19 protein-coding genes are annotated in these 22,747 nt (G+C 67.6%); 13 read left to right on the top strand and 6 right to left on the bottom strand.

Going from position 1 to position 22,747, the window contains the following annotated elements; genetic code table 11:
* The first annotated feature begins 35 nt into the window (after nt 1–35).
* The 9 genes from FZ029_RS25405 to FZ029_RS25445 all read left to right on the top strand — a co-directional run bounded on the left by FZ029_RS25405 (nt 36) and on the right by FZ029_RS25445 (nt 9,017).
* On the top strand, nt 36–2,438 hold the full coding sequence (locus FZ029_RS25405; RefSeq protein WP_149272478.1) for a xanthine dehydrogenase family protein molybdopterin-binding subunit: 2,403 nt from the start codon (nt 36–38) through the stop codon (nt 2,436–2,438).
* A 28-nt stretch (nt 2,439–2,466) separates the two neighbouring features.
* A complete protein-coding gene (locus FZ029_RS25410; RefSeq protein ID WP_149272479.1) occupies nt 2,467–3,258 on the top strand; it encodes a xanthine dehydrogenase family protein subunit M in 792 nt (263 codons plus the stop codon).
* An 85-nt stretch (nt 3,259–3,343) separates the two neighbouring features.
* Nucleotides 3,344–3,577, top strand: a complete 234-nt coding sequence (locus FZ029_RS25415; RefSeq protein WP_247892497.1) for a DUF4160 domain-containing protein — start codon at nt 3,344–3,346, stop codon at nt 3,575–3,577.
* A gap of 4 nt (nt 3,578–3,581) precedes the next feature.
* Nucleotides 3,582–3,860, top strand: a complete 279-nt coding sequence (locus FZ029_RS25420) for a DUF2442 domain-containing protein (protein WP_149272481.1) — start codon at nt 3,582–3,584, stop codon at nt 3,858–3,860.
* A gap of 34 nt (nt 3,861–3,894) precedes the next feature.
* Nucleotides 3,895–4,818: a MoxR family ATPase gene (locus FZ029_RS25425; protein ID WP_149272482.1), complete on the top strand. Its 924-nt coding sequence runs from the start codon at nt 3,895–3,897 to the stop codon at nt 4,816–4,818.
* Between the two features lie 7 nt (nt 4,819–4,825).
* Entirely contained in the window at nt 4,826–6,043 is a 1,218-nt protein-coding gene (locus FZ029_RS25430; RefSeq protein WP_149272483.1) for a VWA domain-containing protein, read from the top strand.
* Nucleotides 6,040–6,369, top strand: coding sequence for an XdhC family protein (locus FZ029_RS25435; RefSeq protein ID WP_211101190.1), 330 nt, complete (start codon nt 6,040–6,042; stop codon nt 6,367–6,369). Before FZ029_RS25430 ends, FZ029_RS25435 begins: the two co-directional genes overlap by 4 nt.
* A complete protein-coding gene (locus FZ029_RS25440) occupies nt 6,366–7,082 on the top strand; it encodes an XdhC family protein (protein ID WP_149272484.1) in 717 nt (238 codons plus the stop codon). Before FZ029_RS25435 ends, FZ029_RS25440 begins: the two co-directional genes overlap by 4 nt.
* Before the next feature lie 267 nt (nt 7,083–7,349).
* The gene (locus FZ029_RS25445) at nt 7,350–9,017 is read left to right on the top strand and encodes a molybdopterin-binding/glycosyltransferase family 2 protein (protein ID WP_149272485.1); all 1,668 of its coding nucleotides are present in this window, start codon (nt 7,350–7,352) and stop codon (nt 9,015–9,017) included.
* Here FZ029_RS25445 and FZ029_RS25450 read toward each other — a convergent pair.
* The gene (locus tag FZ029_RS25450) at nt 8,974–9,672 is read right to left on the bottom strand and encodes a type 1 glutamine amidotransferase (protein ID WP_149272486.1); all 699 of its coding nucleotides are present in this window, start codon (nt 9,670–9,672) and stop codon (nt 8,974–8,976) included. The two genes, FZ029_RS25445 and FZ029_RS25450, sit on opposite strands and share 44 nt — an antisense overlap.
* Nucleotides 9,673–9,846: 174 nt before the next feature.
* On the opposite strand from FZ029_RS25450, the gene FZ029_RS25455 reads away from it, so the two are divergent.
* The 4 genes from FZ029_RS25455 to FZ029_RS25470 all read left to right on the top strand — a co-directional run bounded on the left by FZ029_RS25455 (nt 9,847) and on the right by FZ029_RS25470 (nt 14,467).
* Nucleotides 9,847–11,373 (top strand): 5'-nucleotidase C-terminal domain-containing protein, encoded by a 1,527-nt coding sequence (locus FZ029_RS25455; RefSeq protein ID WP_149272487.1) that lies wholly within the window; start codon nt 9,847–9,849, stop codon nt 11,371–11,373.
* 110 nt (nt 11,374–11,483) lie between these two features.
* Entirely contained in the window at nt 11,484–12,542 is a 1,059-nt protein-coding gene (locus FZ029_RS25460) for a hypothetical protein (protein ID WP_149272488.1), read from the top strand.
* Between the two features lie 5 nt (nt 12,543–12,547).
* Nucleotides 12,548–13,579, top strand: coding sequence for a hypothetical protein (locus FZ029_RS25465; RefSeq protein ID WP_149272489.1), 1,032 nt, complete (start codon nt 12,548–12,550; stop codon nt 13,577–13,579).
* Nucleotides 13,580–13,744: 165 nt separating this feature from the next.
* Nucleotides 13,745–14,467: a sulfur transferase domain-containing protein gene (locus FZ029_RS25470; RefSeq protein WP_149272490.1), complete on the top strand. Its 723-nt coding sequence runs from the start codon at nt 13,745–13,747 to the stop codon at nt 14,465–14,467.
* Nucleotides 14,468–14,482: 15 nt separating this feature from the next.
* On the opposite strand, the gene FZ029_RS25475 is transcribed toward FZ029_RS25470, so the two are convergent.
* From FZ029_RS25475 to FZ029_RS25495, 5 genes are all read right to left on the bottom strand, one after another.
* Nucleotides 14,483–15,139, bottom strand: a complete 657-nt coding sequence (locus tag FZ029_RS25475; RefSeq protein ID WP_149272491.1) for a YitT family protein — start codon at nt 15,137–15,139, stop codon at nt 14,483–14,485.
* Nucleotides 15,140–15,426: 287 nt separating this feature from the next.
* Nucleotides 15,427–16,419, bottom strand: a complete 993-nt coding sequence (locus FZ029_RS25480) for a pyridoxal-phosphate dependent enzyme (protein ID WP_149272492.1) — start codon at nt 16,417–16,419, stop codon at nt 15,427–15,429.
* A 381-nt stretch (nt 16,420–16,800) separates the two neighbouring features.
* The gene (locus FZ029_RS25485) at nt 16,801–18,237 is read right to left on the bottom strand and encodes a diguanylate cyclase (protein WP_149272493.1); all 1,437 of its coding nucleotides are present in this window, start codon (nt 18,235–18,237) and stop codon (nt 16,801–16,803) included.
* Nucleotides 18,238–18,248: 11 nt separating this feature from the next.
* Entirely contained in the window at nt 18,249–19,871 is a 1,623-nt protein-coding gene (locus FZ029_RS25490) for an ABC transporter substrate-binding protein (RefSeq protein WP_149272494.1), read from the bottom strand.
* A complete protein-coding gene (locus FZ029_RS25495) occupies nt 19,872–22,556 on the bottom strand; it encodes a HAMP domain-containing sensor histidine kinase (protein WP_247892498.1) in 2,685 nt (894 codons plus the stop codon). It lies immediately after the preceding gene.
* Nucleotides 22,557–22,747 lie beyond the last annotated feature (191 nt).

Consider the following 22,747-nt stretch of genomic DNA (forward strand, 5'->3'; position numbering starts at 1 on the left):
CGCATCTTCAGCGTTCCTGTGGGAGGAAACACGAGATGGCGAACCCCAATGGCATCGGCGCCTCGGTGCGCCGGCGCGAAGACCAGCGCTTTCTGACCGGCCGCGGCAACTACACCGACGATTTCAAGCGCCCGAACATGACCCATGCGGTGCATGTGCGCTCCCCCTACGCCCATGCCCGCATCCTGGGCATCGACTTCACGGACGCTCTGGCGATGCCGGGCGTGGTCGCCGTGCTGACCGGGGCCGACATGGAGGCCGACAAGGTCGGCAGCCTGCCCTGCGGCTGGCAGATCCACTCCAAGGACGGCTCGCCGATGAAGGAGCCGCCGCACTATCCGCTGGCGCGCGACCGCGTGCGCTATGTCGGCGACGCGGTGGCGGTGGTCATCGCCGAAACCCGCGAGCAGGCGCGCGACGCCGCCGAGATGGTGGTGGTCGATTACGAGGAACTGCCGGCGGTTGGGTCCTCCACCCGCGCCATCGCCGGCGGTGCTCCGCTGGTCCATGACGATGCGCCGGACAATGTCTGCTACGACTGGCATCTGGGCGACCGGGCGGCGGTGGACGCGGCCTTCGCCAATGCCGCCCATGTCGCCAAGATCGATCTGGTCAACCAGCGGCTGGTCCCGAACGCCATGGAGCCGCGGGCGGCGATGGGCGAATACGACCAGTCCAGCGGCGAATACACGCTGACCACCACCAGCCAGAACCCGCACGTCACCCGCCTGCTGATGGGCGCCTTCGTGCTGGGCATTCCGGAGCACAAGCTGCGGGTGGTGGCGCCCGACGTCGGCGGCGGATTCGGGTCGAAGATCTTCCATTACGGCGAGGAGGCCGTCGTCACCTGGGCGGCGCGCAAGGTCGGCCGGCCGGTGAAATGGACTGCCGACCGCTCCGAAAGCTTCCTGACCGACGCCCATGGCCGCGACCATGTCAGCCATGCCGAACTGGCGATGGATGCCGACGGCAATTTCCTGGCGCTGCGCGTCTCGACTCTGGCCAATCTCGGCGCCTATCTGTCGACCTTCGCGCCGTCGATCCCGACCTACCTCTACGCCACCCTGCTGGCCGGCCAGTACAAGACCCCGGCGATCTATGCCGAGGTAAAGGCCGTCTTCACCAACACCGCCCCCGTCGATGCCTATCGCGGCGCCGGCCGGCCGGAAGCCTGCTATCTGATCGAACGGCTGGTGGATGTCGCGGCCGGCGTGATGGGCATGGACAAGACCGAGATCCGCCGCCGCAACTTCGTGCCGAAGGAGGCGATGCCCTACCAGACGCCGGTAGCATTGCAATACGACACCGGCGATTTCGCCAAGAACCTGGACATCGCCCTGCCGCTGGTCGACTACCCCGGCTTCCAGCAGCGCCGGGCCGAATCGAAGGCGCGCGGCAAGCTGCGCGGCATCGGATTTGCGACATACATCGAAGCCTGCGGCATCGCCCCCAGCAATGTCGCCGGTGCGCTCGGCGCTCGCGCAGGACTTTATGAATGCGCGGAAGTCCGTTTCCATCCAACGGGTTCGGTGACGGTCTTCACCGGATCTCACAGCCACGGCCAGGGCCATGAGACCACCTTCGCCCAGATCGTGGCGGAGCGGTTCGGCATCCCGATCGAGAATGTCGAGATCGTCCACGGCGACACCAACAAGATCCCCTTCGGCATGGGCACCTACGGCTCCCGCTCGCTCGCGGTCGGCGGTTCGGCCCTGGTGAAGGCGATGGACAAGGTGGAGCGCAAGGCGAAGAAGATCGCCGCCCACATGCTGGAGGCCGCCGAGACCGACATCGAGGTGAAGGACGGCCGCTTCACCGTCGCCGGCACCGACAAGAGCCTGGGTATCGGCGAGATCGCCCTGCAAGCCTATGTCCCGCACAACTTCCCGCTGGACGAACTGGAGCCGGGACTGGACGAGCAGGCCTTCTACGATCCCAAGAACTTCACCTACCCCAACGGCTGCCATGTCTGCGAGTTGGAGATCGACCCCGACACCGGCGTCACCACCATCGTCAGCTTCGCCGCGGTGGACGATTTCGGCAACGTCATCAACCCGCTGATCGTCGAGGGGCAGGTGCATGGCGGCCTTGTCCAGGGCATCGGGCAGGCGCTGTACGAGAACTGCGTCTATGACGAGGAGTCGGGCCAGCTCGTCACCGGATCCTACATGGACTATTGCATGCCGCGGGCGGACGATGTCCCATCCTTCACCGTGCGCTATCACGAGGACCAGCCCTGCACCCACAACCCGCTGGGCGTGAAGGGCTGCGGCGAGGCCGGGACCATCGGCGCCGCCGCCGCCGTGATGAACGCGGTGGTGGACGCGCTGTCGGAGTACGGCGTCACCCACATGGACATGCCGGCGACGCCGGAAAAGGTCTGGCGCACCATCCGCGACGCCACGCCCGCCCCCACTCCTGCCATGGCGGCGGAATAAGACGGCCGAAGAAGAAGGAGGCTAGAGAATGTACGCGTTCACGTACCAACGGCCGACAACGCTCGCCGATGCGGCGGCTGCCATTCAGGCGGAAGAGGCCAAGCTGATGGGCGGCGGCCAGACCCTGCTGCCGACGCTGAAGCAGCGCCTCGCCCGCCCGACCGACCTGATCGACCTCGGCGCCATTCCGGAGCTGAAGGGCATCCGCGAGGCGGATGGCGGGCTGGAGATCGGCGCCTTCACCCGCCATGCGGAGGTCGCCCACTCCGACCTCATCAAACGGGTGATCCCGGCGCTGGCCAGCCTCGCCGAGGGCATCGGCGACCGGCAGGTCCGCAACATGGGCACGATGGGCGGTTCCATCGCCAACGCCGATCCGTCGGCCGACTATCCGTCGGCGGTGGTGGCGCTGAAAGCCACGGTCACCACCGACCGCCGCAGCATCGCCGGCGACGATTTCTTCACCGGCATGTTCGAAACCGCGCTGGAGCCGGGCGAGATCATCAAGTCGGTGCGCTTCTCCCGTCCCGACAAGGCGGCCTACGCCAAGTTCCGCAATCCGGCCAGCCGCTATGCCATCGTCGGCGTCTTCGTCGCCAAGTTCGGCGCCGAAGTGCGGGTGGCGGTGACCGGCGCCGCAGGCTCGGTCTTCCGCGCCGAGGCGTTCGAGACGGCGCTCGCCGCCGACTTCCGGGCGGAGGCGCTGAACGGCCTGTCGGTAGGCTCCGACGGCCTGAATGCCGACATCCACGCCAGCGCCGACTACCGCGCCCACCTCGTCACCGTGATGGCGAAGCGCGCGGTCGAAGCCGCGGGCTAAGACGGTCGATACACCCTCGCCACGGCCATCTGTGTCGTGGCGAGGGTGCTTGACGCTGCGGGACAAGGGCAGTCAGACTTTCTCCATGCCGATCATCGTCCGAATAGGAAACGCCCGCGTTTACATCTATGCCGACGACCACAATCCACCGCATTTCCATATCGTCGGACCGGACTTCAACGCACTGGTCCGGATCAATGATCTGGTCTTGCTGAAAGGCACCGCGCCGCCTGATACGATGCGTAAGGTGCTGGAATGGGCGGGAGAAAACCGGCCGTTGCTGGCATTGCGCTGGATCGAGATCAATGGCGAGGAGTAAGTCGATGGACCAACCCCGCGTCGCCGCCGTCGAAGCCCTTACCGGTACGCTGTCGGTGGCCGTGACCTGGATCGACGGCACCCGGGACGTGGTCGACCTGTCCGAACCGATCCGTCGCTTCACCATGTTGCGTCCACTTGCGGATCCGGCCCTATTCGCCAAGGTGAAGGTCGCAGCCTGGGGCTGGGCCATCGGCTGGGGCGACGCGGAGGACCCGGACATCGATTATCCGGCAGATCGGCTGTGGCAGCGTGCACAGGACCAACGGTGCGCCGCCGCCTGATGCCGCGCATTCATTCAATCCATCAAGGCCCTTCATGACCACCCCTCTCCCCGCCTCCGTCGACGACACACTGGCGCTTCTCACCCGCGGTTCCTACGTCGCGGACCGCTCGCTGGCGACCGCGCTGTTCCTGGCGCTGAAGCTGAAGCGCCCGCTGTTCCTGGAGGGCGAGGCGGGCGTCGGCAAGACGGAGATCGCCAAGGTCCTGTCGGCGACGCTCGGCCGCAAGCTGCTGCGGCTGCAATGCTATGAGGGGCTGGACGCCTCCTCCGCCGTCTATGAGTGGAACTATGCCCGCCAGATGATGGAAATCCGGCTGGCCGAGGCGTCGGGCGGGCAGGACCGTGAATCCTTGGCCTCCGACCTGTTTTCCGAACGCTTCCTGGTCAAGCGCCCGCTGCTGCAGGCATTGGAACCGGATCTCGCCGGGCCGCCGGTGCTGCTGATCGACGAACTGGACCGCACCGACGAGCCGTTCGAAGCCTATCTGCTGGAGATCCTGTCCGACTATCAGGTCTCGATCCCGGAATTCGGTACCGTCCATGCGCCGGAGCCGCCCATCGTCATCCTCACCTCCAACCGCACGCGCGAGATTCACGACGCGCTGAAACGACGCTGCTTCTACCATTGGGTCGATTACCCCAGCGCCGCGCGGGAGCGGGAGATCGTCGCGGTCAAGGCGCCGCAGGCCGATGCAAGGCTGGCCGCCCAGGTGGTCGGCTTCGTCCAGAACTTGCGCGGCCTCGACCTCTACAAGGCGCCGGGCGTGGCGGAGACGCTGGATTGGGCGCAGGCCCTGGTGGAGTTGAACCAGCTGGAGCTGGAACCCTCCGTCATCAACGACACGCTGGGCACGCTGCTGAAATACCAGGACGACATCGCCCGCATCCAGGGCAGCGAGGCGGCGCGCATCCTGACCCAGGTCAAGACCGAGCTGGCCGCCACCACCGCGCGCTGAGGCCGCCATGACGGACGACGCGCCGGCCGGCCGCCTCACCCTCAACCTGATGCATTTCGCCCGCGTGCTGCGCGCCGCCGGCCTGCCGGTCGGGCCGGGCAAGCTGTTGCAGGCGGTGGAGGCGGTGGAGGCCGTCGGCCTGTCCAACCGCACCGACTTCTATTGGGCGCTGCACGCCATTTTCGTGAACCGCCACGACCAGAGCGAGCTGTTCGACCAGGCCTTCCACGTCTTCTGGCGCAATCCCGACATCCTCAAGAAGATGATGTCGCTGATGCTGCCGAAGGTGCGGACGGAGGCTCCGCCCGACCAGCCGGAGATGGCCCAGCGCCTTGCCGAGGCCCTGCACGGCAGCGGCGCCGAACAGGAGGAACCGGAAAAGACCGAGATCGAAATCGACGCCTCCTTCACCGTGTCCGCCACCGAACGCCTGCAGGACAAGGATTTCGAGAAGATGACGGGGGAGGAGATGGCGCAGGCCAAACGCCTGCTGACCCGTCTCGCCTTGCCGCTGGCGGAGGTCACGACGCGGCGTTACCGGTCCGACCCGATGGGGCCGCGCGTCGATCCGCGCGCCACATTGCGGCGGATGCTGCGCACCGGCGGCGACCTGTCGGACCTTGCCCGCAAGCGCCGCCGCACCCGGCCGCCGCCGCTGGTGGTGCTGTGCGACATCTCCGGCTCGATGACCCGCTATTCGCGGATGCTGCTGCATTTCATGCATGCGGTGACCAACGACCGCGACCGGGTTTACAGCTTCGTCTTCGGCACGCGGCTGACCAACATCACCCGCCATCTGCGGCACAAGGACGTCGACGTGGCGCTGGACGCGGTATCCGGGGCGGTGGCCGACTGGTCGGGCGGCACGCGGATCGGCACCGCGCTGCACGCCTTCAACCGGACCTGGGCGAGGCGGGTGCTGGGCCAGGGCGCGGTCGTGCTTCTCATTACCGACGGGCTGGACAGGGATGCAGGGGAAGGGCTTGCGGCAGAGGCCGATCGGTTGCACAAAAGCTGTCGGCGGCTCGTCTGGCTGAATCCTTTGTTGCGCTGGGAAGGCTTCGCGCCGAAATCCTCGGGCATCCGGGCGCTGCTGCCGCATGTGGACGATTTTCTTGCGGCCCACAGCCTGAACAGCCTCGCGGATCTGGCCGGTGTCCTGTCGGCCGACCATCCACGTCGTAGCCCGGGCTTGCGCCGCTGGTTGAAGGAGGCGGCGGGATGAACGACACCCTGATGGCGGACAACATCGTGGAGCAAGCGGCCGCATGGCGGGCCGCCGGCCGCAGGGTGGCCCTGGCGACCGTCGTCGCGACCTGGGGCTCCTCGCCCCGGCCGGTCGGCAGCCAGATGGCGGTCGACGACCGCGGGTCGATGGCCGGCTCCGTGTCCGGCGGCTGCATCGAAAGCGCCGTGGCGCACGAGGCCGCCAAGTCGATGGAGGACGGCGAACCGCGCCTGCTGTCCTTCGGCATCACCAACGAAATGGCCTGGGAAGTCGGGCTGGCCTGCGGCGGACAGGTACAGGTCTATGTCGAGGCCGTGGAATGAAACGCGATATTCTGGACCGGCTGCTCGCGGCAAAGGCCGCGGCGATCCCGGCCGCCCTGGTGACCGATCTCAACACCGGCCTCCAGACCCTGGTTTACGAGGACACCGTCCATGGCGGCTTCGGGCTTGAGCCCGACCTGCTGGACGAGGTGCGCCGGCGCATCCGCCAGGACCGTTCCGGCCTGCTGGTCGATCCGCAGGACGAGGACGGCTTCCGCCTGTTCGTGCATGTCCACAATCCGGCGATGCGGCTGCTGATCGTCGGCGCCGTGCACATCGCCCAGGCGCTGGCCCCGGTGGCGGCGCTGACCGGCTATGACGTGACGGTGATCGACCCGCGCGGCGCCTTCGCGACCGAGGCGCGCTTCCCGGGCGTGAAGCTGAACCACCTGTGGCCGGACGAGGCGCTGGCGGAGCTGAAGCCCGACGCCCGCACCGCCGTGGTCACCCTGACGCACGACCCCAAGCTGGACGACCCGGCGCTGGTGGTGGCGCTGCGCTCTCCCGCCTTCTATGTCGGCGCGCTGGGCAGCAAGCGCACCCACGCCCTGCGCCTGGACCGCCTGCGCGACGAGGGGCTGAGCGAGGCCGAAGTGAAGTGCATCCGCGGCCCGGTCGGCCTGTCGATCGGCGCCGTCACCCCGGCGGAAATCGCGATTGCGATCATGGGGCAGATCACCTGCGTGCGGCGCGGGGAGAACCATCCCTGCTGAGGGGGTGAGTGGTTGCCCCTGATGCCCCCTCCCCATCCCTCCCCCGCTTCGCGGGAGAGGGGGCAGGATGCTTGTCGGCATGAATGAAATGCCAAAGCGGCGGCAGTCCCCTCTCCCGCGTTAGCGGGGGAGGGTTAGGGAGGGGGCATCGTCAGCCGACACCCTAACCCTCCCCCAAGATACCCCACACCTTCCGCCCATTGCCCGGCTCCGGCCCGCTCGCCATATCCGTGGGCATACATCGTCCGTGCCCATCCGGAGCCCCCCATGTTCTTCGGCCCGCTACCCCTGTCCGATGCCGAGGGCGTGATCCTCGCCCATTCGCTGCGCCTGGGTTCCATCGCCTTCAAGAAGGGTCGCCGGCTTTCGGCCGAAGACGTCACTGCGTTGCGCGAAGCCGGCATTTCGGACGTGATCGCCGCCAAGCTGTCCGACAGCGACATCGCCGAGAACGCCGCCGCCACCCGCATCGCCGCCGCCGTGGCGGGCGGCTCCGTCCAGATCGCCGCGGCCTTCACCGGGCGCGTCAACCTGTTCGCCGAAGCACATGGGCTTCTGCGCCTCGACCCCGCCCGCATCGACGCCATCAATGAAATCGACGAGAGCGTCACCATCGCCACCCTGCCCGACTTCGCTCCCGTCGCGCCCGGTCAGATGTTGGCCACCGTCAAGATCATCCCCTTCGCCGCCCCCACCGCCGCAGTGGAGAAGGCGGAGCTAATCGCCGCCGACGGGCCGCCGCCGCTGGGCGTCCTGCCCTATCGCCCGCTGTCGGTGGCGCTGATCCAGACGCGGCTGCCGGGGATGAAGGACAGCGTGCTCGACAAGACCGTCACCGTGACGCGGGAGCGGGTCGAGTCGCTCGGCGGCACGCTGATCCATGAATCGCGCTGCAACCATGACGAGGCGGCGCTGGCGGCTGAAATCGCAGAGGCGCCGCCGGCCGACCTGCTGCTGATTGCCGGCGCGTCGGCCATCACCGACCGCCGCGACGTGCTGCCGGCGGCCATCGAGCGGGCCGGCGGCGTGGTGGAGCATTTCGGCATGCCGGTCGATCCCGGCAACCTGCTTCTGCTGGCCCGTCGCCAGGGCAAACCGGTGCTGGGACTGCCGGGCTGTGCGCGCTCGCCCAAGCTCAACGGCTTCGACTGGGTGCTGCAGCGCATCGCCGCCGGCATTCCGCCGAACCGGGCGGACGTGATGCGGATGGGCGTCGGCGGGCTGCTGGCCGAGATTCCGACGCGGCCGCTGCCGCGTGCCGGCGTCGCGACGGAAGCGCCCCGCGCGCCGCGCGTCACCGCCCTGGTGCTGGCCGCCGGCCGCTCCAGCCGCATGGGGCCGACCAACAAGCTGCTGGCGGAGGTCAACGGCACGCCGCTGGTCGCCCGCGCCGTCGACGCGGCGCTGGCTTCGCAAGCCTCAAGCGTCATCGTGGTCACCGGCCACCAGGGGGAAAGCGTGGCGCGGGCGCTGGCCGACCGGCCGGTCACCTTCGTCCACAATCCTGCCTTCGCCGACGGGCTGAGCAGCTCGCTGCGCGCCGGTCTCGCGGCGGTGCCCAGCGAATCCGATGCGGTGGTGGTGTGTTTGGGCGACATGCCGCGGGTGGCGTCCGCCGTGATCGACCGGCTGATCGCCGCCTACAGCCCGGTGGAGGGGCGCGCCATCTGCATCCCCACCACCCACGGCAAGCAGGGCAACCCGGTGCTGTGGGATCGCGCCTTCTTCACGGAGATGGCGGCGCTGACGGGGGACGCCGGTGCCAAGCGGCTGATCGGCCAGCATGCCGACCGGCTGTGCGAGGTGCCGGTCGATGACGCCGGCATCCTCTACGACGTCGATACCCCCGACCTGCTGGCGCGTTTCACCGAAGCGGCCGACGGTAGAAAGATTATCGCGCCAGATCCAGCCAGCGCCGGGTCATCGCGCGGGTAAAGCGCTCCGCCACCGGCAGGTGGGTGGCGATGGAGTCCTCCAGACCGTGCAGCATCTCGGCGTTGCTTTCCCGCGCCTCCTCCCGGATGCGCGACGCCCAGCCGCGCAGGATGTCGCCGGTGGCCTCCGGGTGGAACTGGAAGGCGTAGGTGGCGCGGCCGAGGCGGAAGGCCTGACGGTCGCAGGCTTCGCTGGTGGCCAGCGGCACCGCGCCGTCGGGAAACTCGAAGGTGTCGTAGTGCCACTGGGCGAGGTTCAGCTCCGGACCGAACCCTTCCAGCAGCGGATCGCCCTGCGCGCCGTCGGTCAGGCTGACGCGGTGGATGCCCAGTTCCGGCGTGGTGTGGCGGTAGACCTTGGCGCCATAGGCGCGGGCCGCCAGCTGCGCCCCCAGGCAGATGCCCATCACCGGCCGGTCGGCGTCGGTGAAGTCGCGGATCGTCTCCATCACCTGGCCGAAATGCGGCCCCTTATCGTCGTTCCAGGCATCCTGCGGGCCGCCCAGCACGACGAGACCGGCATAGCCGTCCTTGTCGGGGATCGTTTCCCCCTCGTTGGCCGCAATGGTGTGGAGGGTGGCGCCGTTGTCGGTCAGCGCGTCGCCCACCAGACCGATGGGAGCGGTGCGGCTGTTCTGAACGACCAGGATGCGCATGGGTCTGCTCGGCTCGCGTCGTTGGCAATCTTGTCATCAAGTTGTGAGACCGTCGCAGGCGGAGTTCAAGCCGCAGCCGCGCCCGATCGCATGCTCCTCGCCGCAAAGCCGCTATGCGCGGCGGGGCAAAGCTGGTCTAGAATACGCAAGTATGCCACCGGAGGTCCGCTCTCCATGCTGTTCCGTTTCCGCCTGATCGCCGCTCCACTGTTTGCCGTCATCCTGGGAGCCGCCCTGCCCAGCTGGGCGCAGAACGGCACGCTGACCTTCCTGCATGTCAACGACGTGTACGAGATCGCGCCGGTGAAGGGCCAGGGCGGGTTCGGGCCGCTGATGACGCTGCTGAAGCGCGAACGCGCCGCGGCCCCCGATGCGATCACAACGGTCGGCGGCGACTTCCTGTCGCCGTCGCTGCTGTCGGGCACCACGCGGGGCGAGCAGATGATCGCGCTGTTCAACGCCATCGGCGTCGATGCGGTGACCTTCGGCAATCATGAATTCGACTTCGGTCCCGACACGCTGAAACAGCGCATGGCCGAATCGAAATTCCCCTGGATCGGCAGCAATGTGCGGTCGGCCGACGGCTCCGCCTTCGCCGGCACGGTGCCGAGTTGGACCCGGACCACCGACGGCATCACCGTCGGTTTCATCGGCCTGATCACCCCCGACACCGCCCGCCTGTCCAGCGCCGGGCCGAGCCTGAGCTTCTCTCCGGTCCTGGAAACGGCGGATGCGGCGGTGAAGGAGTTACGGGCGAAGGGGGCTGCAGTCGTCGTCGCGCTGACCCACCTGACCATCGCGGAGGACCGGGAACTGGCATCCAAGGTCAAGGGCATCGACCTGATCCTGGGCGGCCACGACCACGACCCGATCAGCTTCTATGAGGGCTCCACCCTGATCCTGAAGGCCGGGCACGATGCGCAGTATCTCGGCGTCGTGAAGCTGGCCGTGGAAACCAAGGGCGAGACCAAAGAATCGGGCAAGGGTCCGGCGACCACCACCGTGCCGACCGAATGGCGCTTCGTCACCACCGCCGGCGTCGCCCCCGATCCGGCGGTCGAGACGGTGGTGGAGGGCTACACCAAGCGGCTCGACAGCGATCTGGCCGCGGTGATCGGCACCACGGCGACCGAACTGGACAGCCGCAAGGACGTGGTGCGCAGCCGCGAAGCCAGCATGGGCAACCTGATCGCCGACGCCTTGCGCGACGCGTTGAAGGCCGATGTCGCCATCACCAACGGCGGCGGCATCCGCGCCGATGCGCTGCACCCCGCCGGCTCCACGCTGACCCGCAAGGACATCTTCGCCGAGCTGCCCTTCGGCAATGTCGGCGTGCTGGTGGAGATGTCGGGGCAGGATCTGATCTCCACCCTCGAACATGGCGTCGGCAAGGTGGAGGAGAAGGCCGGGCGTTTCCCGCAGGTCTCCGGCCTGACCATGACCTACGACCCCAAGGCGCCGGCCGGACGGCGGGTGATGTCGGTGACCGTGGGCGGCAAACCGCTGGACCCTCAGGCGACCTACCGCGTCGCCACCAACGATTACATGCTGAAGGGCGGCGACGGCTATGCCGCCTTCCCACGGGCCAAAGTCATCGTCGATGCCTCGGGCGCGGTGTTGCTGGCGACCATCGTGATGAATTACGTCGAATCCAAGAAAACGGTCGCGCCCACGGTGGACGGGCGGATCGTGGCAAAATAACGCAGCGGCCGGGACATTATAGAGCCGGGAGGCGACACTCCGTTGCGCGCGGCCGGCAGTTGCCTTTAGGGTAACCCGTCCGCTCTACATCCGCGCCGAAGGCCGCACGCATGTCCGACACCCTGACCGCCCGTTCCAACGACTTCGCCCAGACCTTCAACACCGCCCATGGCGAGGCGGGGCTGGGCCGGGTGTCGATCGCCCATATCCTGCAGCGTATCCAGTCCGACCCGAATTTCCTGTTCAGCGACGACTTCCGCAAGGGCGCCGGGCAATGCCCGTTCCATGCCGGGAAAAGCGAGGGCGCCACGGACGGAGCGGCGCCCATTCCTCAGGCCCCGATCCCCCAGGACGACGCCGACAAGGTCGCGGTCAACAGCCTGCTGGCCCTGCTGTTCAATCGCCTGCGCGACCACATCGCGGAAAAGCTGCCCTTCGATGCGGACGGCCGGCCGATGCTGCCGATCCCGCCGCGCTCGCCGCACGGGCTGGACCCGGCCGACCGTGCCGCCATGGCGGCGGCGGAGCCGGACGTCTTCTGCTCCGTCCTGCGCGACGCCACCTGCCATCTGCTGGACGGCCTAATCACCGGCTGGGCCGTCGATCTGGTGCATGAGGAGGAGTATTTCCGCTCCCAGGGCTCCGGCGCGATTTCGCTGGAAGCGGCGGCGACCTTCGTCCTGCGCACGCTGCTGGAGCATTCGCCGCTCTACCAGCGCGCCGGCTACGACATGCTGTCGATCACCAAGACCGGCAGCCACACCGCGATCCACATCTGCTGGGCGCTGGTGGAGGCCGCGCCGCTGCTGGTGCCGGGGCGCGACGCCGCCTTCTACGACGACCTCGTCCGCCGCAGCCTGAAGCAGATCGTGCCGCTGTCGATGGCCAGCCTGGGCATGCTGGTCCATTACATGGAGGAAAGCGGGATCGAGCCGGCCGACGGGCTGGCCGTCCACCGCCTGCCCAAGAACCAGACGGCTTTCGTGCTGGACGCCAACGGGCTGATCCGGCTGAACGCCGATCCCATCGTCACCTTCGCCAAGCCGGGCGAGCGCTATTACACCGGCTGCCCGGCCTTCTACACCACCAACCTCATCAAGCTGTATCTCGACATCGTCGCCGGGCTGGCGCTCGACTACGGCGTCTACGACCGCCTGCAGGAGGGCTGAGCCCGATGGCCCGCACCAACGACTTCGCCCTGACCTATGCCGGCGCGCATGAGGAGGCCGGGATGACCCGGATCAACCTCGCGCCGATCCTGCATCGGATCGCCGAGGAGCCGGCGTATCTGCTCAGCGAGGAGTTGCTGGCGCTGGCCGGCCATTGCCCGGCCCATGCCGACACCCGCAAGGAGGATTTCGAGAAGGTCGCGATCAACACCCTGCTGGGATTCCTCTATGTCGACCTGCGGGAGCACATCATCGCCCGCATGCCGCTCGACGAGTCCGGACATCTGCTGCTGTCGACCCCGCCGGACTCGCCGCACGGGCTGGACTTCCACGACCCCGACGGCATGGCTGCCGCCGATCCCGACCGCATGGTCGGCTTCCTGCGCGATTCCGTCTGCCATCTGCTGGACGCCATCATCAAGGATTGGGCGATCAAGGTGATGGTGGAGGAGGACCGCTGCCGGACGGAGGGGACGATTACCGACATGGCCGCCGCCGGCTATGTGCTGGGGCGTGAGTTGCAGAAGTCGGTCCTGCACGGGCCGTCCGGCTACGACATGCTGTCGATCACCAAGACCGGCAGCCACACCGCCCTGCATGTCTGCTGGAATCTGGTGGAGGCGGCGCCGCTGCTGCGTCCGGGGCTGGAGGCCGCGGCCTATGACGACCTTGCCCGCCGCAGCCTGAAACAGGTGCTGCCGCTCGCCATGGGCAGCCTGGGCATGCTGTGCCAGTTCATGGCGGCGGGAAAGATCGAGGCCGACGACCATCAGGCCATCCACCCGCTGCGTCCCGACCAGTCGGCCTTCCTCTATGATCCGGACAAGGATCTGATAGTCCTGAACACCGACCTGATAGAGCCGACCGCGATGGCGGGGGAGCGTCATTACACCGGCTGCCCGGCCTTCTATGCCAACGGCCTGATCAATCTTTACATGGAAATCGTGCTGACGCTGGCGGCCCAGTACGACATGTATGTGCGGCTGCAGGAGAAAAATGCTTCTCTTATCCCCTCTCCCCCCCGGGGAGAGGGTTAGGGTGAGGGGGATACGCGGCAGGATTCTTGGGGGCGGCACGCGACGCGTCCCCCTCACCCCGACCCTCTCCCCGGGGGGGAGAGGGAGAATCGGCGCAATCCTCAGCGCTTGACGGAACGCCGACCATGCCTATGTTGGCGTTCCGTCAGAATCGGAAGGTTTGAGTTGGCGAAGAAAAGCACCCTGCGGGCGGTCACCACCACCGCGCTGGCCGACGCGATCAAGCGCAGCCGCAGCCGCATGGCGACGCCGTGGCAGCGGGCGCTCGGCCACCTGGAAAGCGTGTTCATCGACCATGCCTGTTTCCGGCTGATCTATTCCAACACCTACCGCATCTCCCCCACCATGTACCGGGCGAGCCAGCCCTCGCCGTCCCACATCGCGGCGGCGGCACGCAATGGGGTGAAGACGATCCTGAACCTGCGCGGTTCGCGCGATTGCGCCTCCTACATCCTGGAGGCGGAGGCCTGCCGCGCCCATGGGCTGGAACTGGTCGATTTCCCGGTGAACTCCCGCGACATGCCCAAGAAGGAAACCCTTCTGAAGGCGCGCGAGCTGTTCAAGAGCATGACCTATCCGGCTCTGATGCACTGCAAGTCGGGCGCCGACCGCGCCGGCTTCATGGCGACGCTGTACTTGTTCGCCCATGAAGGCCAGCCGCTCGACCAGGCAATGAAGCAGTTGTCCTGGAAATACGGCCATTTCAAGCAGGCGAAGACCGGCATCCTCGACTACTTCTTCGAACTGTACGCCGCCTACAACCAGAAGCGCCCGATCGCCTTCTGGGATTGGGTCGAGCGCGTCTATGACCCGGTGGAGGCCAAGGCGAGCTTCCGGTCGCGCGAATGGGCCGACGCCGTGGTCGACCGGGTGCTGGGCCGCGAATAACGCGGCCCTTTCACGTTACCGGGCAACGTACCAGTCGGCGCGGTGGTTGAAGGCGACGAAGGCGTTCAGCACCGCCGCCCCCAGGATCGACGCCAGCAGCGCCGGCCACTCCAGCACGAAGGCGGCGGCCGAGAACACCGCCAGATCGAACAGCGCCTGCAGCCAGCCGGCACGGAATCCGGTCTTCTCCTGCAGGTAATAGGCGAGGATGCCGACACCGCCGCCGCTGGCGCCGTGGCGGAACAGTGCGATGACGCCGATCCCGACGCAGAAGCCGGCCAGCACCGCCGCCACATAGGGGTTGATGGCGCTGAAACTCATCATCGTCGGCAGCAGGCCGGACAGCAGGGCAATGCCGGTCACCGCGACCAGCGACCTGATGGTGAAGCCGACGCCGATGCGGGCCAGCGCAAGGAAGTAGAAAGGCAGATTGACCAGGAAGAACAGAGGTCCGAAATCCACGCCCGTCGCGTAGGAAATCACGAAGGCCAACCCCGCCGCCTGCCCGGTGACCAGTCCGGCGGCATGGAGAATGGCAATCCCGAATGACGTCATGACGATGCCGAACAGTTGCCCTTGCAAATTGTCAAAGACACTGTGCGCCGCGCGCGGACGCTCGTAAGTGACCGATGCATGGGATGACGAAATAGTCGAGGCGGAATTGTTCGTCATGCCAGCTACCCCTCGGTGTCGCCTGTGTGTTTACACGCGAACGCCAATATAGGTCATTTCTGCTGACCTATCCAGACTTCGCTTCGGCAAAGGGGGGAGCTATGCGATTTGCGGGGGAGAGCGGCGGGGATGCGGTCCTTTGGTGCCAGCCGCTTTGCCCCCTCCCCAACCCTCCCCCGCTAACGCGGGAGAGGGGACTGCCGCCGATTCGACGCGTGCTCCCTCTCCCGCAAAGCGGGGGAGGGTTGGGGAGGGGGCAAGAGGTCGCAGCAATCGCAAGTCGGGAATCACGCCGCCAACGTCCGCGCCAGCGTGTCGCCGTCCACATTCCGCCCGGACAGCACCGCCACCGTCCGCCCGGTTCGCCCAAGCCGGCCGCCCAGCACCGCGGCCACTCCGGCGGCGCCGGCCCCTTCCGCCACCACGCCGAAGGACCGGTGCAGGGCGCGCATCGCCGCGGCGATCTCCGCCTCCTCCACCTCGACCACCCGGTCGACAAGGGTGTCGACGATGGCCTGGGGCAGCTTGCCCAGCGCATGGACGTTGATGCCGTCGGCCAGCGTCGGGCCGCCACGGCGGGCAAGGCGCACGCCGATCACCCGCACCCGCGGGCACCGGGCCTTGACCGCGGCGGCCACACCGGCCAGCAGCCCGCCGCCGCCGACCGGCACCACCACCGTGTCGACGTCCGGCCGGTCGGCCAGGATCTCCAGCCCGACCGTCCCCTGACCGGCGATCACGTCGGGATCGTCATAGGGATGCAGGAAGGTCAGACGCCGCTCCGCCGCCAACTCCAGCGCCTTGCCCTTCGCTTCGCCCACCGTGGCGCCGTGCAGCACCACCTCCGCCCCCAGCTCCGCGGTGCGCTCCACCTTGCAGCGGGGGGCCGTCTCCGGCATCACGATGGTGGCCTTCACCCCCAGCCGGGCAGCGTGCAGCGCCACCCCCTGCGCATGGTTGCCGGCCGACATCGCCACCACGCCACCGGCCCGCTCCGGCGCCGTCAGCCGCAGCAGGCGGTTCAGCGCGCCGCGCTCCTTGAAGGCGCCGGTGGCCTGGAACACCTCCGCCTTCAGCCACAGATCGCGGTCGAGCGTCGGGGCATGCAACAGCGGCGTACGGACGATCTGGCCGGACAGTCGCCGGGCGGCGTCGGTCACCGCCGACAGCGGCAGCCATGCCGGCAGACGATCTTCAAGAGGACGATCCTCAAGATCGGACGTATGGACGGGCGTGCAGACAGAAAGGGTGCGCGCGGCATCGGCATGCGCGGTGAACATCGCGAAATTCCTCGGCGAACGAATTTTTGGGTAGGACGGGCGTACCCCGGACCGCCTCAGCGGACCGGGTGAATAATTCGCGCCGAGCCACACATTCGCTCGCCGAAACGGACGCCGTTGTTCGACGCCGCAGCAGCGGTCAGACGATGGGACTTCTCATGAACCGGATTGAGGGCTCCGGGGACCACAGGGTGCAGCGACACGCCACACACTCCACACGACCAGTGAACACGAACGCGGCAACTCTCCGACGCTTCAGAGCGCCGGGCCGGTAATTCGCATTCGCATGGTATCGGTGGTGTTCATGGGATCTGCATACCCGTTGCCGCGGCGGCGGTCAAGCCGTCATCGTCCAAAATGTCGCAAGGGGGGTGCCGGCGCTCAGGCCGCCTCCACCCGGTTCCGTCCAAGCGCCTTGGCCCGGTAAAGCGCCTGATCGGCCCGGCCCAGCACGCTTTCGACCGTATCCTCCAGCGGACGCACCTCGGTCAGGCCGAAGCTTCCGGTCAGCTGGAAACAGCGGCCGTCGGGAAGCTCGATCGCCAGCGCGGCAAGGCCGCTGCGCAGCCGCTCCGCGATCGCCGCGCCGCCGGTGCGCGAGGTCTCGGGCAGCAGGATGGCGAACTCCTCCCCGCCGATGCGGCCGATCTGGTCGCTGCCGCGCAATTGCCGGCGGATTTCCTCGACCACCCTGCGGATGGCGACGTCGCCGGCGGCATGGCCCAGCCCGTCGTTGATGCGCTTGAAATGGTCGATGTCGAGCATGACGAGACAGGCCGTGCCGGCACCCTGCCCGTCCACGATCCGATCCAGCAGTTCCAGGATTTGCCGGCGGTTGTGGGCGCCGCTCAACGGATCGGTGGTGGCGAGACGGTGCAACTCGTGCTCCATCCGCCGGCGCTCGGTGATGTCGGTGGCGATGCCGATCACCCCCGTCTCCGTACCGTCGGGGGCGGTCAGCGGGCGCTTCACCACCAGCAGTTCGCGCGTCCGCCCGTCCGGCCCCTCGACGCTCGACTCGAAGGAGAAGGCGCCGGTGCCGGCCGGCATCGGTTCGGACGCGGTCCGGCGGCCGGCGGACCATTCGATCCCGTCGGCGGCATTCGGAAACAGCTCGCGGAAGGCACAGTTGCACAGGGCGTACCGGCCGGCGGCGTCCTTGTACCAGACCGGGCTCGGCATCATCTCGACAAGGTTCTCGATGAAGCGGCGCTGCCCGTCGGCCAGCGCGGTCTGCCGCTCCAGTTCCGCCGTGCGTTCGGCGACGCGGCGCTCCAGCGACTGGTTCAGCGTCTCGATGGTGACGAGATCGCGCCAGCTGCGCACCGCGCCGACCAGGCTGGTGAACAGCTTCTGGGCGGTCAGCTCCGCCTTGCTCTTATAATCGTTGATGTCATAGGCGACGATGGCCTCGCGCTCCGGCGCCTGTCCGGGCTGGCCGGTGCGCAGGATGATGCGGATGTGGCGGTTGCCCAGGTCGCGCCGGATGTGATGGACCAGATGCAGCCCGGCATCCTGGGTCTCCATCACCACGTCGAGCAGCACCACCGGCAGGTCCGACCGTTCGGCGAGGATCTCCCGCGCCTCCGCCGCCGAAAAGGCGCTGACGATGGCGAAGCGCCGGCCTTCGAACTCGAAATCCTTCAGCAGCACGCGGGTCATCGCGTGCACCTGCTCGTCGTCGTCCACCACCAGGATCGGCCAGGGAACAGCCGCCGCCGACTGCCGTTCCGGCACCGTGCCGGGGTCTTCATCCTCGAACATCAGATCATCGGGAGACGCGTCCACGGTCGGGACCTGCCCAGTCAAGGTTTGCATAAGCCTGTCGCTCACTGGGGCTCGATGTCTACGCCGGAGAAATCCTGATTGAAGATGTTGTTGGTGTAGTTCTTCACCTCCTTGCGATGGGCGACGGCAATGATGGAATTCGCGATGGGAAACCAGGGGGCTTCCCGATGGAAGATGCGCTGCGCCTCCTTGTAGTCGGCGGTGCGGCGTTCGACGTCGGTTGTGACCTTGGCCTTCGTGATCCGGTCTTCGAAATCCGGATTGCACCATCTTGCAAGGTTGGCGCCGCCCGGACGCACGGCACCGCAGCTCAGCAGGAAATAAAGAAAATTGTCCGGATCGCCGTTATCGCCGGTCCAGCCATAAATCACCATGTCCGGATCGCCCTGGGTCACCTGCTGGCGATAGTTGCTCCAGCTGTCCGTCTTCAGGGCGACCCGGATGCCGACGCGCTCCAGATTCTCGCGAATCATTTCGGCGGCGCGCTTGCCGTTCGGCAGGTAGGGGCGCGTGACCGGCGTGTACCACAGATCGAGGGAAAAGCCTTCGGGATATCCCGCCTCGGCCAGCAGGCGGCGGGCCGCCGCCGGGTCGAACGGATAATCCTCGATGCCGTCGTCGTAGGACCACATGCCGGGCGGAATCGGGTTCTTCGCCGGCGATCCGCCATTCTGATAAACCGCATCGACCAGGGTGCGCTTGTCGATCGCCATGGTGACGGCCCGCCTCACCCGCACATCGTTCAGCGGCGGCTTGCTCGTATTGAACGCCATATAGGCGACATTCCGGCCGTCCTGCTGCTCGATCACCAGATTGGGATCTTTTTCTATCGCCCCCAATTCGGCCGGGTTGGGGAAGATCATCACATGGCATTCGCCGGATCGCAGCTTGTTCAGGCGCACCGCGATGTTCGGCGTGATCGAATAGATCAGGTTGTCCAGCGGCCGGCGACCCCGCCAATAGCCGTCGAAGGCCTTGTAACGGATCGCCACATCCTTGTGGAAGGACACCAGCCGGAACGGCCCGGTGCCGATGGGCTTGTCGTCGAACAAATCCTGTTTGCCGGCCTTCATCAGGACATCGGCGTATTCGGCGGACTGGATCGACAGGAACGGCATGGCCAGATCGGCCAGGAAGGGAGCTTCCGAATGGGTCAGGGTGATGCGGACCGTGTAGTCGTCCAGCTTCTCCACCGATTTCAGCAGGGTCGGCAGCCCCATGCCCCTGAAATATTCATAATTCGCCGTTCCGACAGTGTGATAGGGATGGTCGGGCCGCCATTGACGATCGATGGTGAACAGCACGTCATCCGCATTGAGCGGCCGGCTCGGCGTGAACAGCTCGTTGGAATGGAAAGCGACATTCCTGCGCAGATGGAATTCATAGACCAGCCCGTCGTCCGAAATCCTGTAGGATTCGGCCAGACCGGAATTCATGATCTGCCCTGCCGGACCGAATTCGACCAGATTGTTGAACAGCGGCGTCGTGGCGTTCACGGTCGTGCCGGAGGTGGAAACCTGCGCATTGAAACCCTGCGGATTTCCCTCCGTGCAGTAGACCAGCGACTTGTCGGCGAATGCGGGGCCCGGCAGCCCGGCAAGCCCGATCAGAACAGCAATCCCCTGCGCAAGACTCCGCATCGACGTCTTCAGCGACAAAGGCATTCACTGCTCCTGCGGGGATGATAGTGCGGGCGCCATCGATATGTTATCAGTAGCAAATCGCCGTGGAAAGCGAATGGTGAAGCGCACACCGCTGCCGGGAGGACTGTCGACGGCAACCCTGCCACCCAGACGGTTCACCACGAGGTTGTATACAATGTGAAGTCCAAGGCCTGTGCTGCCGCTTCCGCGTCTTGTGGTAAAGAACGGATCGAACACCCGCGCGATATCGGGCTGGGCGATCCCCCGGCCATCGTCGGTGTAGACCAGATCCACCATATCCGGCTCCGGCGCATCGACCTGGATCAGCAGATGGCCCTGCTGCCCCTCCCGGTAGGCGTGGGTGATGGAATTCATCACGAGGTTCGTCAGGATCTGCGCCAGAACGCCGGGATAGCCGTCGATCTCGATGTCTTCGGGACACTCCACCCGCAGGCTGTGGCCAGCGCGGCGCCAGGACGGGCTGAGGCTGGTCGCCAGATCCTCCAGATAGGGCTTCAGCAGGAATTGCCGCCCCTCGCCGCTGGTCTGGTCGGCCGCCACCTGCTTGAAGCTCTGCACCAGCTCGCCGGCCTGCCGCAGGTTCAGCACCATCAGCCGGGCCAGCTCGTCCGCCGTATCATGGAATTCGGCGAAGTCGCTGCGGCGCAGGTTGCCCTCGCCGGCCAGCCGCCCGATGGCCGTCAGCCGGTCCTGAAGATGGGTCGCCCCCATCAGGGCGTTGCCGAGCGGCGTGTTGATCTCGTGCGCCACCCCGGCGACCAGCCCGCCCAGCGACGCCATCTTCTCCGCCTGGATCAGGTCGGCCTGGGTCCGGCGCAGATCCTCCAGGGCACGGTCGGCGCGGTCCTTCGCGTGGCGGGCCGCCTGCTCGCGCAGGCCGATCTCGCGGATGAAGAAAGCGGCGGCGCGCGCCATGGCGCCGAACTCGTCCTGGCGGCGGGTGCCGTCGATCGGACCGGCCAGCGGATCCTCGGCCAGACGGGTCATCTGCCGCTGCAGTCGCAGAACCGGCCGGCTGATCGACCGCGCCACGACCGCCGCGGCGCCCGCGGCCAGCAGCAGGCCGATGGTCGCGCCGATGACCAGGATGCGGGTCAGCAATTCGCCGATGCGCGCGGCCTCTTCCCGGAAGGTCTCGTCCAGCTGGCGGGCGGTCTCGACCAGGGCACCGGCGTCGCGGTCCATGGCGATCAGAAGCTGATTCAGGCGGCGCAGCCCGTCCGCCGTACGGCGCAGGCTGTCGCGCCAATTGCGGATGGCCGCCAGCACCTCGTCCTGCAGTAGCGGCGACATGGGAAGCTCGCGCACCGTCGCCAGCAGGGCGCCGGCGTCGGCGACGATGCGGTCGGCCTCCTCCGCGTCGCGCACGGCCACGGCGTCGGCCGCCCGCCGGCCCAGACGGAGGGCGACGACGGCGACGTTCTGTGTCTCCTGCTCGGTGTCGTTGGCCTGGATGGCATAGGCGATCAGCTGGACCACCTCGTCCTGGATCGCGGTGTAGCCGGTGGACTTCACCATCAGGATCCGGGCGGTCAGCGCCTCGATGGCCGCAGCAGCCTCCGCGCCGGCGCGCTGGGCCGCCTCAAGTGCCCGCTGGGCCTCCGCGGTGCGGGCCTGCGCCTGATACAACCCGTCGAGCGCCGGATGCAGCGCCGGCAGGAGAGAGGACAGGTAGGTCACGTCGGGCTGACGGCCGAGCGTCCCGGTCAGGACCAGCGCCCGCACCACCGGCAGCGTGCGGAGGACCTGTTCCCCCAGCATCCGCTCGCCCAGACTGCCGGCAGGTCCGACATCGGCTCCGTCCACTGCGATCCCCGCCGCAGCCTGTGCCGCCGCCTCGAACCGGCTCAGCGCCACGTCGCGCTCCGCATCGGCCGCGCGCAGATCCGCGACGGCGCCCTGCAGCCCGGCGACGGTGGCCGCATAGCGGGCGGCGGCCTGCTTCGCCGGATAGCGGTCGACCAGCGGGTCCGTCCGCCCCAGCACCGCCTGCAGCCGGTCGGCGGTCACCGTCAGACGGTCGATGGCGATGCGGAAGTCGCCGGCGGTCAGGGGCTGCCCGCCGCCATGCAGGCCGCTGCCGAAGCCGAGCGCCGCGACATGCTGCGCCTCGGCACGCTGGAGGTCCAGCATCGCCTCGCGCAGTTCGTGGGCGCCGTCGACCACCTCGCGGCTGTCGCGCAGGCGCTTGTCGGCTTCCGTCAGCGACCCCAGGGAGTCGACGTTGGCGGCATGCTGCCGTTCGCGGGCGCGGTCGGTCAAAGCCATCAGGGTGGCGGAATGGAGCCCCATGTCGGCCACGGCGGCATCGTTCGCCGCGGTCACCTGGATGAAGCTGCGCATCTGGTCGACATAGCGCGCCAGCACACCGGTCGCGCGCTCCACCTCCGACCGGTGGGTCCTGGCCGATCCGGCCTCGTCCAGCTGCCGCAGTTCGGACGCCGCAGACTGCGACAGTTTTTCAAAACGGTCGGCGCGGCCGGCACGGTCGGCCGGCGCCACCTGGAGATAGTCGATGCGGGCCGCCGTCGCCGCCAGAACGTCGCGATAGACGGAGCCGGCGAGCACCGCCGATTCATAGACCCGCTCGCTGCGGGCGAGCAGCAGCCCGCCGGCGACCGCGATCACCGCGGCGACCGCCACCGGCACGCCGCCGACCATGGCGATGCGTGACCGAATCCTCATCCGCGCCCCACCGTGCCGTCACGCACGCAGGCTGCCCGGACGGGCCGCCGGGACAGGAGCAGGGATCGGGCAATGGGTGATCGACGAGCCGCCACGAACGCTCCGCATTCAGGACCTAAAGGGCCTTAGCAGAGCAATGTTCGGGGGCAAAGGGATATTGCTTCAAGAAAAAATGCAGTAGAGCGGGCGGG

The organism is Azospirillum sp. Sh1 (assembly GCF_008365135.1).
GTDB lineage: Bacteria > Pseudomonadota > Alphaproteobacteria > Azospirillales > Azospirillaceae > Azospirillum > Azospirillum oryzae.